Here is an 11,717-nt window from a genome sequence, read left to right on the forward strand (position 1 = left end):
GGACGCTCGTCTCCGACTGCACGTGGTGAACCTCCCTGGTTTCGGCCTGTGCCGGTTCGACCCGCGACGACGGGTGCACGTTAGCGCACCATACTGTTCCGGTGAACGATTCGAGTGGGCGTGGTGTTCGTTCCCCGCGACGGCGGGGGCGCTTGGACGGTCCGCCGGCGACGCGCTGGTTCACCGACGAGGACGTTTCCCGGGAGGAACTGGCCGGGATCTTCGAGGTGGCCCGTTGGACGGGCTCGGCCCGCAACCGCCAGCCGTGGCGGCTGCACACCGTGCGGGACGCGGGGCTGCGCGCCGAGCTCAGCCGCCGCGGGGACTACGCGCTGCACCTGCGCGGCGCCCCGGTGGTGGTGCTGCTGGCCCTGGACCGGCGCTGGGCCGACGCCGAGTTCGACGGGGGCAGGGTCGCACAGGTGATCATGACGGCCGCGCGGGCCGTGGGGCTGGGCAGTTGTCCCGCCACGTTCTTCCCCGAGGGCAACGTCGAGCGGGTCACCGCCCTGGCCGGTTTCACCGAGCCCTGGTCGGTGCGGACCGCGATCGCTCTCGGCAGGCCCGCCGTCGCTCCCGAGGGGACCTCGGCGGTGCCCACCGGGCGGCTGCCGTTGGAGCGGATCTGGTCGGGGGAGTGAGCCGCGCGGGCCTCCGAGGGGTGCCGGGCTCAGTCGACGACGTGCAGGGTCACTCCGTACAGCTCCTGGATGTCCTCGGCGAACTCTCTTCCGCCGTAGTAAGGCACGTAGGCGCGCCACCAGGGGTGGTGCTCGGGGTCGTCGACCGGTTGTTCGTGCAGGATCCGGCGGAAGCGTTCGTCGATCTCGGCCACTTCCCGGCGCAGCCACTCGATCCCGGGAAGGCGGTTGAGCTCCGGGTCGTTCAGGGCTTCCTCGAGAAGGCCCCGGGCGTCGAGGTCGAAGGCGTACTCGAATTCGTTGTCGTCGTAGCCTTCCTCGCACAGGGCGACGAAGTTCTGCCAGTCGCTGAGCGCGTCTTCCGGATAGGGAATTCCCGTTCTACGGGGAGATAATTCCGAGGTTTGTCTTCTCCTGGGATCTCGGATGGCAGGGCCGCCGGGGCAGTGGTGTGTCACCCCGGCGGCCCTGATTCCGGGACGATCCGGGCTCAGTCGACGACGTGCAGGGTCACTCCGTACAGCTCCTGGATGTCCTCGGCGAACTCTCTTCCGCCGTAGTAAGGCACGTAGGCGCGCCACCAGGGGTGGTGCTCGGGGTCGTCGACCGGTTGTTCGTGCAGGATGGTTCGGAGGCGTTGGTCGGCCGCGGCCACTTCGCGGCGCAGCCACTCGATCCCGGGGAGACGGTTGAGCTCCGGATCGTCCAACGCCCGTTCGAGGATGTCTCGGACCACGATGTCGTTGTAGTACTCGTACTGGTTGTCGTCGTAGCCTTCCTCACAGCCTTGGACGAACAAACGCCACCCTCTCAGGGCGTTTTCCGGTTCGGCCTGCTGCCAAGCACCTTTTTTCTCGCAGGATTTCGATGAAGCGTGATGATAATTCATTATCCTCGTTCACGGGGTCCTCCCCTCCGGGAAGCCTTCCTGTTGTTCTTGCGGACTATGTCCGGTTTGCTTCCTTCTCCTTGTTTCCTTCGTTATTCCTGTGATCGCGAGAGGGAGGGTCAGGAAGCAAATTAATGATGTCACGGTGTATGCTGTGAGATGTGTCGAGCTGAACGGATTTTCTCCATTTAGTATTCCGAAAAGTGGTATTATTCCTGTTCCTGCTCCGGTCGACACCAGTCCGACGGCGGCCATAATCGCTGAAAGGAGTGGTCTGGGTCTCATCGATATCACTTTCCTTCAGCATGAATTCACTGCTTGTCCGGCGCTCATTGCGAATCCGAACTCGGAAGCTTTGAATCCTATGGCTCCTGCTATTCCGCTAACTCCTCCGGTGGCTGGTGAGCCAGCCATGCTTATTCCTGAAGCTATGAGTCCGACGGTGGAACCTGCCATGCCAATGATCGCTTCTCCACAGTCTCCTATCCCTGGAATGTATCCTTCATCTTTTGGTGGGTATTCTTGTTCGCAGGTTGCTTTTTCTGGGTGCCCTTTCGGGAAGGATGCTATGCATCTTTCGACGCGGTTACTGACCTTCTTGATGTCCTCCTCTTTTATTTCTGGGCGATTTTTTCTCTTTTCGGCGTACTCGGCTCGCTCCTGCTCTATTTTCTCTTGGCGGGCCTGTTCGGCGGCTTTGGCGGCGGTGTCGGCGTCCTGACCGGCCTGTAGCGCCGCGTCACGAGCCTTGTCAGCGGCTTCGTAGGCTTCTGAGGCGTAGCTGCGCGCATCGGAGACGGAGCGCTGTGCCCGGACAGCGTAGACCTTCGCCTCGTGGGCGGACTGCTGTGCCGAGTCGGCCGCGTTCTGGGCGGCACTCGCCGAATCGGCCGCCTGCTGTGCCGCTGCCTGCGCCTCCTCGGCCGAACTCCGAGCCTGTTGGGCGTACTGCGCCGCCTGGTCGGCGGAGTTCGCCGCCTGCCGGGCGTATTCACCGGCCTCCTCGGCCGCTCCGCGTGCCTTCGCGGCCGCTTGCGCGGCTTCGTAGGCCTGCCGTTGTGCGTTCGCAGCCGCCTGCAGACCGCGTTCGACCAGCCGGTTCATCTCCGCGTTGTGCACAGCGGCCCGGTGGTCACGGTGTTTGGCGATGTATTGTCCACGTTGGAGGAAGGCTCGGGTCCAGGCGGACGGCCCCTGTAGTGCCGCTTCGGCCGCTGCCCGGACATGGGGACCGCCGCCGTCCTTGAGCCGTGTCGTGTTGACCCGGTCATCTGTGGCACGAGCGGTGAACTGCCCCTCGACGAGGAACCGGTGAACATCGGCTTGGCTCCCGTTGAGCGCTTCTTCGGCCGCTTCCCTGACAGCGGGTCCCGTGGCACCGTCCTTGATCTGTACCACCCGCACCCGCTCGTCCGTGGTTCGACCAGGATACTGCTGGTTCTTCAGGAAATTCTCGATCTCGGATGCCGTGCCATGCAAGGCCTCCTCGGCAGCCTGGCGCAGCTCTGCGGGTTCCCCGATTTCTGCGATGCGTGCCACACGAGACCGGTTGTCCGAGTCCGCGGCTGCTTCCCGACCCGATTCGAGCCAGTGACGTATGTCGGCCTCTGTGCCGGACAACGCGTGTTGGGCTGCCTTCCGACTCCATGGCCCACCGGTGCGCATGATGTTGACTGCGGCCTGTCTTCCTTTGTTTAGCACTGTCGACGGGGAAGCGTCGGCAGCCGTCGCCGCCTCGAGCAGTTTCCGGGTCTCCTCGTCCACCCGGGACTGTTCGAGAGCGTCCCATTGAGCCTTACTCTGGCTTTTTTGGACTTCCCGCTTGGCTCGCTGTGCCAAATCGATGAGACGTTGTTTTTCCTGGGAGAGCCGTTCGGCGTCGGCTTCGCGCGCGAGCTCGACGATCTCACGGGCCTGTTTCGCCGCCGCTGTCGAGGCGTTCGCGGCCTCGATGGAGGCATTGGCGTGTCGAGTCGCTTCGGCGGCAGCGTCGTCAGCCTCTCCCGCGTGTTGGGCCGCGTCCTCGGCCGCCTTGGCGGCGTTGTTGGCGTGTCGGGCCGCGGAATCGGCCGCCGCAGCGGCGTTGTCGGCTGCCTTGCCCGCCCGGTTGGCCAGTGAGGTCGCCGCGTTGGCCGCTTGGGTGGCTCGTTGGGCCTGCGCTCGGGCTTCGGCACCGGCTTTCCGAGCCTCGGCCGCCGCGTCCTCGGCTACGCCCACCTGCTTCGAGGCCTCATTGGCCGCAGCACCAGCGGCCTTCGCGTTGTCGGAAGCGCTGGCTGCTGCCTGAGCCGCGTTCGCGGCCTGGTCGGCCGCGTTCCCAGCACTGCGCGCGGCATCCGCGGCGCGATTCGCGCCGGCGGCCGCGTTCCTGGCGGTTTCGGCAGCGTTGCGGGCGGCTTCGGCCTGACTCGCATCCTGCGCGGCGGCCGAGGCGGCCGAGTACGCCCGTGAAGCGGCCTGTCCCGCCAGGCTCGCGGCGCTGGCGGCGCGTGACGCAGCGTTGGCCGCGACCCGTGCGGCGCGATCGGCGGCAGTGGCGGCTTTGATCGCAGTATTGGCCGCCCGGGCTGCTTCCTCGGCCAGCCTGGCCGCTTCCCGAGCTGCGGCACTTGCCCGCTGCGTGTCGCCTTGGGCGGCCTCGGTCTCCTGCTTGGCTCGTTGTGCGGCCTTCCTCGCCTCCTCCGCGGCTTTCACAGCACGTTCGCTGGCCTGCTGCGCACTGACAGTACGTTTTCGTGCCTGTTCCTCGGCCCGCTCAGCACGTTCGACCAGTTCGGTGACCGTGGCCTTCTCCTCGTCACGGGCCTGCGCGACTTCCCACTCGTAGTTGAAGAAGCGGCTCAGTGCCGCTTCGGTGCCCGCGTCCAACGCCCGCTCAGCTGCCTGCTGAACATGCGGACCACCGGCGTCTTTCGCCTGCACCACCTTCAGTCTGAGATCAGTGCGGTGCGGCTCTTTCCAGCCGGATTCGAGGAACCCCTCCAAGGCCTCGTTGGTGTCGGTGTCCAGCACCTTCTCGGCGGCACTGCGTACACTCGGGCCACCGGCAGCCTTGATCTGTACCACCCACAGCCGCAGGTCCGTGTGGTAGGGGTCCTTCCAGCCGCTGTCCAGGAAGTTCCGCAGAGCTTCCTCGGTATCCGTTTCCAGTGCCCGGTCTGCGGCTTTTTTCGTAGCAGGTCCGCCAGCATCCATGATCCGCATGGTCCGGATGCGTAAGTCCTGATGCTCGGCAGCCTCCCTGCCGTTGTTGAGAAATTCACGTAACGCGGTGTCTCCCTCCGCGAGGGCTCCGGCTGCCTCCTTTCGCGTCGTGGGACCGCCTTCCTCCCACAGCCGGACAGCTTCGGCACGATCCTGCGGGGTGATCTGACTGTCCGCTGCTACTGCGAAAGGAGCATTCCCTAATAATCCGATCAGAGTCGTGGCGACGACGCCGGTAGCTATACCAGCACGTCGACGACCTTTCCCAACGTCAACACGTCCGCTTTTTCCGGGTAGTGACACTCGCTCCTCCAAGATCAGCTTGAAAGACCCGATGGAGCACGTTCTCACCATGAACGGGGAAGGGCAACGCTTTTTCCGAAAAAATTACTTGATAACGATTCGATTAATTAAGTAGCGATGCTGCGTCAATACGAAAGAGATCAACTTCACTCTCGGTGGAGGTTTCTTTTTGGTCTTGACCGCACGAAAGAGATCGCGTAAGGTTCCTGCGGAATTTTTCGGTGGATGGGATTTGATGGAATTCCTGTTGTTTCTGGAATGAAGATGGAGAGATATGCGTAAATTCACGCGTTCGGCTTTGTTCGGTGTGACGGGCCTGTTGGCGACCTCCACCGGCGTGGCCGCCGCGTTCGCGGCCGCCGACGATGGTGATGTCACGGAGAAAGCAACGAACTCGACACCTCCTCCGATCGTGGAGGACTACAGCTATCCCGGCGCCGATGCGATCGAAGCGGAGACCGGCATCAAACTGATCGAAGGCGACGGTAACATCATCAAGACCGGCTGCGACACCGATACTCCTGTTATCAAGGTGGAAAGCGTCGATGTCGCGACCTCGTGCTACGAGGTGATCGGAGAAAGCGGTTGGCTGACGATGGAGATCCCGAGGGTCTACGCGATCCATGGGGATGACCACAGCGTCGACGCTTCTTTGACCGTCAACGGAGAAACCGAAAACGTGCAGATCTCTCCCGGAGAGTACACGCCTGTCGGAGAAGGACAACAGCCTCCCGACAATGATCCGGCCGCTCTGGTCGAGCTGCGTGTCTCCCAGTGAGGACTCAATCGAGGAAGCGAACAACGAAGGAATTGGTTTTGTTGAGATCGAGACGTGCGGCGGGGATCGCCGCCACCGCCGTGGCCGCCACGGCACTCTGCGGATTGCCCGCGCAGGCGATCAGCGGGGGCCAGCCGGTCCCGGACGGCAGTTACGGCTTTCTGGCCAAGGTGGATGTCGGTGACCAGCGCTCGTGCTCGGGAGCGTTGGTGGCACAGCAGTGGTTGGTCACGGCGGCCTCCTGTTTCGCCGAGGACCCGGCGAATCCCGGAAGCGTGCCCGCCGGTGAACCCACCACCCCCACCACGGCCACCGTCGGAGGGGGCGACGTGTCGGGGAGCAGCGGGCACACCGTCGACGTGGTCGACCTCGTGCCCCGCACCGACCGCAACCTGGTGCTGGCCAAGCTGGGCAGCGCCGTCGACGGCGTCACCCCGGTGTCGCTGAGCGAGACCGCCGCCTCCCAGGGGGACACGTTCCGTTCGGCGGGCTACGGCCGCACCGCAACCGAGTGGACCCCGAACACACCCCACACCGGCACCTTCTCGGTGGAAGCCGTCGGGGACACCTCCCTGAACGTGCTCGGCACCAGTGAGCAGGACAGCATCTGCAAGGGCGACGCGGGTGGACCGGTGCTGCGGCAGGTCAACGAGCGGGTGGAACTGGTCGGCGTCAACAGCGCCTCCTGGCAGCACGGCTGTTTCGGTGAGGACACCACCAAGCGCGGTGCCACCATCGCCCGCACCGACGACCTCGTCGGTTGGGTGAACTCGGGCATGCTCGATCTGACCGCCACACCGGCCAGCAAGCACGCCATCAACCTGAGCTGGAAGCCTTCCAACGCGGAGAAGTACCGAATCTACGCGGCCACCACGCCCGAGGTCCCCCTGACGGACTCCGCACTGGTGGGCACCACCAGCAACCACACCTACCGCCACGAGGCCCTGCGTGCCTCCCGGACCTGGCATTACCGGGTGGCTCCTGTCACGGCCTCCGGGCAGCAGCAGACCGCCACCCACACCGTGACGGCCACGACCACCCCTGAGGCCGGAACCGACTTCAACGGTGACGGTTACGAGGACATCGCCACCTTCGAGAAGGGCAACTTCTCCGTCTCGGACTCCGACGGAGTCTCCTTCTCGGCGGAGAAGAGCTGGAACACCTCGCTGATCGAGGAAACGGACACCCAGCTTTCCGGGGATTTCAACGGTGACGGAAGGTCCGATGTCGCCCTGTTCAAACAGGGCGAGTCGGGCGGAGTCTACGTCGCCCTGGGAGGCGAGTCAGGGTTCGGCGCTTTCCGGTTGTGGCACGGTTACTTCGCGCCGCAGGGTGAGCGTCCCGCCGTCGGTGACTTCAACGGCGACGGCAAGGACGACATCGTCACCTTCCTCGGCAACGACGCCACCAACAATGGTGATGTCTACGTCTCCTTGTCCACTGGTGACGCCTTCATCGAGGATGATGATAAGTGGCACGACTACTTCGGTCTGGACGACGAGCGTCCCGCCGTGGGCGATTTCAACGGCGACGGCAAGGACGACATCATCACCTTCCTCGGCAACGACACGAACAACCCCAATGACGTTTACGTCTCCCTGTCCACCGGCAGCGCATTTGTCGAAGACAATGATAAGTGGCACGACTACTTCGGTCTGGAGAACGAGCGTCCCGCCGTGGGCGATTTCAACGGCGACGGCAAGGACGACATCATCACCTTTATGAACGATGGTGAGGGTGGGGCTTATGTCGCCTTGTCCGCAGGTGACACCTTCAATACGGGAAGCAGGTGGCATGATTATTTCGCCCCGGACGGGGAGCTTCCTGCCGTGGGTGACTTCAACGGCGACGGCAAGGACGACATCATCACCTTCCGTACGGACGAGGAAGGAAGGGTCTACGTTTCTCGATCCACCGGGGACACCTTCGTCGAGGACGACGACCTGTGGGGCACCGGTGTGTGTCCTCAGTCCGAACTGAGCTGGAAACAGTGCAACGCACTTCCCGCCAGCTCGCTGTAAACCGTTTGGTCCGTTGATCTGACTTCTGGACAGTGCCCGGCGTCCCAGGGACGTCGGGCACTCTGTTCGGTATCGGCAGCGTTCGCAAGACCTGTTTTTCTCGGAAGGAAGCAGGATGTCGGGGAAGCCCCGGGAAGGACGAAGATCTTCCCGGGGCGCTACCGTCTTCTCACGTATTCCGGTCGGGGAACGCAAGGAGAGCTCCACGCGCCCAGAACCGTTCCGGGCGGAGGTACTCATCACGCTGACTCTGTGGTCGTGTACCCGCGCTCAGTAGCAGGAGTACTCCGGCAGCGGTTGGCCCGAGACCTTGCGCAGCGCCTCGGCGACCTGCTGCAACCACCACACGGCGAAGCGCGCCGGGGTCGTGGGATCGCTCCAGTCCGCGGTCTTGTCGAAGTGCTCGTCGATGGGCGGCCGGCCGGGCCCGAGGACACCGTGCTCCACCCCGTAGGCGATGCGCATGTTGACCAGCACCCAGAACCACGCCTCGACCTGTTCGGCGGTGTGCAGCACCAGCTGTTCTCCCTGGGGTGGCAGGGTGGACAGCACCAGCTCCGCGTCGTCGCGCAGCCTGCTGATCAGGTCGGCCTCCATCCAGTCCCGCAGCGCGTCGTCGTCCACCGGATCGCACCAGTTGTCCCGCAGCGCACGCAGCATCGTCGAATCCAGCGGGGTCACCGGAAGCGGGAGGGAGAGCCGTTCGCAGAGCCAGTCGTACTCGCGGTACTCGTCCAGCCTGCTCTGGATGATGTCCCGGTACCGCGGCAGTGAAGCACGCAACCACCTGAACATGGTCGGATCGAACTCAGCGACCAGCCTGTTGTCCACAATGGAGCACTTCACGGTCATATCCGAGTCTCCCATCGCCCCGGCCCTGAATCCACCGTCGATTCTCGCAGCCGACTCGAAGGGAGTCGCAACCGGCGTCCACTGTGCTGGGTAGGGGACTTCCGTCTCGGAAAACCGTCCGAAAAATCCCGTACCGGAACGGCGAGCGGCATCCACGTGGTGTCGACCCCCTTGTCGACCGCGTGGAATCGCCACCCGCCGTGTCGGGAATTCAGTAGCGGTGGGCGGTCGCCTCGCCCGTGGAGGCGTTCCAGTAGACGTAGCCGCCCTCGAAGTCGCTGCGCCTGCCTCCGGGCACGCTGTACTCGTTGGACTCCGGATACCCCAGCCAGGAGGTCTCGGCCCCGAGGTTCAACCAGAGCCGACGGATGGTGCCCCGCACCGAGTGCGCCCCCGTTTCCGGACTCCAGTACACCGAGGCCCCCGCGTGGTCCTCACCGCGGAAGTGGGTGTAGACCCCGTCGCCCTCGGCGGTGTCCGCCGTGTCCGAGGTGGGGTAGTCCAGCCTCCCCCGCTCGTAGCCGTTCTTGGCCCAGAACTGCCGTGGCGGCCCCCAGACGCCGTGCGCTCCGGTCTCCGGGGTCCAGTAGATCGAGGCGGTGCCGATCGCGTCGGTGCCCACGAAGTGGTTGTAACGTCCCACCTCGTCCGGGGTGGTCCGCTCGTCGGTGGTGGGCACCCCGTAAGTGGCGTGCCGGCCCAGCGCCTCGTAGCGGTCGGAGATGGCACCGTGCACCTCGTGTGCCCCCGTGTCCTCGGTGTGGTACATCCAGCCGTACTGGAACTCCCGGTAGGACATTCCGTTGACGTCGTACTCGGTGTCCACGGGGTTCCCCAGGATCTCCCGAAGACGCGGTTCGTTCCAGTATCTCTTCTCGATCGGGGTGAACTCAGCGGGGGACACCTCGGGAGGCTGGTTCCGTTGCTCGACATCGCCGCTGGCGGTTCCGGACAGTCCCAGGGAAAGGGTCGCCGCGAGCATCGTGGCGGTTCCCGCGGCGCTTTTTCGGAAGATCGAACCCTTGCGGAAGGTCACGGACACTCCTGTTCGTCTCGCCGGATCAGGACGACCACCAGAGTGCGCCTCCGTCGTCGAGGACCGTGGAACGAACACGGAGAAAAAATAAGGTTTTCACATTTTTTCACTCGTTCGGGAGAAAAAAGGGGGACTTCCGGGAAGGTCCCGGAAGTCCCCACACGACACCCCGGCGGGCGGCGGTTCGGAACTCACCGCGACCGGGAGCGGACGGGGAGAGGATCCCTGCCCGGCGGACTCACCAGGGCTGGTCCACGATCTTGCCGGAGTCGTAGTAGAAGCTGATGTGACCGCCCTCGAAGTGGTTCCTGCGGCCGCTACCGTCCTTGAGGTCGAACTCGCCGGTGGTCGGGTAGCCCAGGTAGGACTTCTCCCAGCCCATGCTGGCCCAGTGGTCCCGGATGCCCCCGTAGATCTCGTGGGCCCCGGTGCTGGGGGTCCAGTAGATCGAGGCGCCGCCGGCACCGTTGAAGTGGTTGAACCGGCCCCGACCGTCCGGGGTGCTGCGCTCGTCGGTGGTCGGGTAGCCCAGCACGCCGCCCGGACCGCCCAATTCGAGGTAGCGCTTCCCGATCAGTCCCTTGACCGTGTGCACCCCGGTCTCGGGGCTCCACAGGATCCCGGCCGGGTTGCCGTCGACCCCGGTGAACACGTTGAACCGGCCGATCCGGTCCTTGTCGGCCAGCTCGTCGGTGAGCGGGTAGCCCATCGGGCCGCGCTCCCAGCCGGTGGCCGCCCACTTCTCCCGGATCAGGCCCTGGACCAGGTGAGCGTCCGTCTGCTCGGTCCAGTAGATCGAGGCGTTGTTCTCGAAGTGGTTGTAGCGGCCCTTGCCGTCCGGGGTGATCCGCTGGTCGATGGTCGGGTAGCCGACAGTGCGCGCTCCACCGATCCGGTCCCACTTGTCCCGGATCTCGTCCCGGATCACGTGGGCACCACCGGTCTCGACGGTCCAGAAGATCGTGGCGTTGTTCTGGAAGTTGTTGAACGCGGCGCGTTCGTCCTCGGTGATGAAGGTGTCGCTGATCGGGTAGCCCAGCTCGTCCTGGGCGCCCACCGACCGCCACTTCTCCAGCATCGGGCCGACCAGCACGTGGGTGCCCGCCTCGGAGTGCGCGTAGATCGCGCTGGTCACCCCGTCGGCCCGGTAGACGAACTCGTTGTAGGGAGTGCCGTCCTCGGTGGTGAGCTCGTCGGTGGAGGGCACACCGAGGGTCTCGTGTCCACCCATGTTGAGGTACTTGTCCAGCACCTCGCCGAAGACGATGGTGACCTCGTACTCCGGCGTCCAGTAGAACCGCGCGTTCTCGTAGTCCTGGTAGCGCAGCGAGTCGTCGACGACGACCTCGTCGCCCTGGGCGGCACCGACGCGGTCCTTGGTCTCCTGGTCCAGGCTCTCGTAGCGCTCCTGGATCTTCCCCTCACCGGGCGCCACCTGCATGGTGGTCGCTCCGCTCCGAGGGGCGCGCTCGGCGTTGGGATTGCCGGGAGTCTTCGGGGTCTGCCCGTACACCGGCCCCCGCAGGGGGTCGCCGAGGTCGGCGGAACTCCGCTCGGTGGTGGAGGGGCTGTGCTCCGTGGTGGAGGTCTCCTCGGCCGTGTCCTCCGTCGTGGACTCCGCGGAGCTCTCCGTGCTCTCCGGCGCGGACTCCTCAGCGGCCGACTCCTGCTCCGTGGCGCTCTCCTCGGCGGAGGTCTCCGGCGCGGAGGGCGTCGTGGTGGAGCTCGTCTGCTGCTTGCCGGAGTCGGGCTGTTCGGCGTCCTCGGCGACGGCCGGGGCGGCGGTGACCAGCGCGGCCGCCGTGCTCAGGGCGACAGCGTGTCCCACAAGGTTCTTGACCTGCACTAAATTTCCCCTTTCGATCTTCGATTCCATGATCGGACGAAAGGGGGGCTTCTGTCTCGTTCTGTTATCGTTTCGCAGCCGAATTTACCCGTGCAAAGAATCCCTTTACGGGTGTAACGCGGTGACCTGAATTACACCAATTCGGCG

The 11,717-nt window shown here is 64.8% G+C and carries 9 protein-coding genes and 1 pseudogene; 3 read left to right on the top strand and 7 right to left on the bottom strand.

The features are described 5' to 3' along the window. The first annotated feature begins 101 nt into the window (after positions 1-101). Complete coding sequence (locus CEP50_RS12510; protein ID WP_219905455.1) at positions 102-641, top strand: nitroreductase family protein; 540 nt, start codon at positions 102-104, stop codon at positions 639-641. A gap of 29 nt (positions 642-670) precedes the next feature. Here the strand turns inward: CEP50_RS12510 and CEP50_RS12515 are convergent, their stop codons facing one another. The 4 genes and pseudogenes from CEP50_RS12515 to CEP50_RS20910 all read right to left on the bottom strand — a co-directional run. Then, positions 671-1,099 (bottom strand): hypothetical protein, encoded by a 429-nt coding sequence (locus CEP50_RS12515; protein ID WP_181188359.1) that lies wholly within the window; start codon positions 1,097-1,099, stop codon positions 671-673. A gap of 32 nt (positions 1,100-1,131) precedes the next feature. Further along, the gene (locus tag CEP50_RS12520) at positions 1,132-1,440 is read right to left on the bottom strand and encodes a hypothetical protein (protein ID WP_258175189.1); all 309 of its coding nucleotides are present in this window, start codon (positions 1,438-1,440) and stop codon (positions 1,132-1,134) included. Positions 1,441-1,830: 390 nt separating this feature from the next. Next, positions 1,831-4,734 carry an ALF repeat-containing protein gene (locus tag CEP50_RS12525; protein WP_258175190.1) on the bottom strand — a complete coding sequence of 968 codons (2,904 nt, stop codon included), beginning with the start codon at positions 4,732-4,734 and terminating at the stop codon, positions 1,831-1,833. 39 nt (positions 4,735-4,773) lie between these two features. Continuing rightward, positions 4,774-5,088: pseudogene (locus tag CEP50_RS20910) on the bottom strand (ALF repeat-containing protein); the annotation flags it as partial. A 223-nt stretch (positions 5,089-5,311) separates the two neighbouring features. On the opposite strand from CEP50_RS20910, the gene CEP50_RS12530 reads away from it, so the two are divergent. Further along, entirely contained in the window at positions 5,312-5,815 is a 504-nt protein-coding gene (locus CEP50_RS12530; protein WP_146134804.1) for a hypothetical protein, read from the top strand. Positions 5,816-5,856: 41 nt separating this feature from the next. After that, on the top strand, positions 5,857-7,836 hold the full coding sequence (locus CEP50_RS12535) for an FG-GAP-like repeat-containing protein (RefSeq protein WP_181188361.1): 1,980 nt from the start codon (positions 5,857-5,859) through the stop codon (positions 7,834-7,836). A gap of 270 nt (positions 7,837-8,106) precedes the next feature. On the opposite strand, the gene CEP50_RS12540 is transcribed toward CEP50_RS12535, so the two are convergent. From CEP50_RS12540 to CEP50_RS12550, 3 genes are all read right to left on the bottom strand, one after another. Then, a complete protein-coding gene (locus CEP50_RS12540) occupies positions 8,107-8,688 on the bottom strand; it encodes a DUF2017 family protein (protein ID WP_106114135.1) in 582 nt (193 codons plus the stop codon). Positions 8,689-8,899: 211 nt separating this feature from the next. After that, positions 8,900-9,724 (bottom strand): LGFP repeat-containing protein, encoded by an 825-nt coding sequence (locus tag CEP50_RS12545; RefSeq protein ID WP_258175191.1) that lies wholly within the window; start codon positions 9,722-9,724, stop codon positions 8,900-8,902. 238 nt (positions 9,725-9,962) lie between these two features. Continuing rightward, positions 9,963-11,600, bottom strand: a complete 1,638-nt coding sequence (locus CEP50_RS12550; RefSeq protein ID WP_258175192.1) for a hypothetical protein — start codon at positions 11,598-11,600, stop codon at positions 9,963-9,965. Positions 11,601-11,717: the final 117 nt, after the last annotated feature.

The sequence above is a fragment of the Actinopolyspora mortivallis genome (assembly GCF_003001495.1).
GTDB lineage: Bacteria > Actinomycetota > Actinomycetes > Mycobacteriales > Pseudonocardiaceae > Actinopolyspora > Actinopolyspora mortivallis_A.

Bases quoted from the DNA above. Each gene is read 5' to 3' on its own strand.
- CEP50_RS12540 (WP_106114135.1), bottom strand. From the start codon at position 8,688: ATGACCGTGAAGTGCTCCATTGTGGACAACAGGCTGGTCGCTGAGTTC.
- CEP50_RS12530 (WP_146134804.1), top strand. From the start codon at position 5,312: ATGCGTAAATTCACGCGTTCGGCTTTGTTCGGTGTGACGGGCCTGTTG.
- CEP50_RS12550 (WP_258175192.1), bottom strand. From the start codon at position 11,600: ATGGAATCGAAGATCGAAAGGGGAAATTTAGTGCAGGTCAAGAACCTT.
- CEP50_RS12525 (WP_258175190.1), bottom strand. From the start codon at position 4,734: ATGCGGATCATGGATGCTGGCGGACCTGCTACGAAAAAAGCCGCAGAC.